Source organism: Stenotrophomonas sp. STEN035 (genome assembly GCF_056759935.1).
In genome coordinates this window covers 1-380 of record NZ_JBRRDY010000087.1, presented here as the reverse complement: position 1 = coordinate 380, position 380 = coordinate 1, and the positions used below count along the sequence as shown (strand labels likewise).

Sequence of the window (380 nt, the reverse complement as noted above, 5' to 3'; positions counted from 1 at the left end):
TGGGTTCCTCGATGCTGGCGACGATCCGCACCGCGCCGCCGCAGTGGGCGCAGGTGGTGACGTCGATGGAAAAGACCCGCTTGAGCCGTTGCGCCCAGCTCATCGCACGGCGCTTCTGCTCGGGGCTGCGCGGCTCGTCGTGGGCGCTTGCGTCAACCGGCACCGCATCGCCCGCAGGCCGCCTGCCGCGCCCCGAGGGCGTCAGCTGCGCACGCAGGTTTGCATTCGGGGCGAATACGCCGTGGAAGCGGGTGAGATGCGCGCGAGGTGGCGGGACCAGTGCCGCCAGCTTGGCGATGAAGTCCACCGCATCCCATTCGACATGCGTGGTGCCATTGCGCCACGGCGTCTTGAGCTGATACCGCACCCTACCCTGCGGT

General features: G+C 69.2%; 1 protein-coding gene. It reads right to left on the bottom strand.

The window, feature by feature from the left end; translation table 11 throughout:
- The coding region (locus ACVOLL_RS20595; RefSeq protein ID WP_481514568.1) for a transposase at window positions 1-380 on the bottom strand (380 nt) is incomplete at both ends.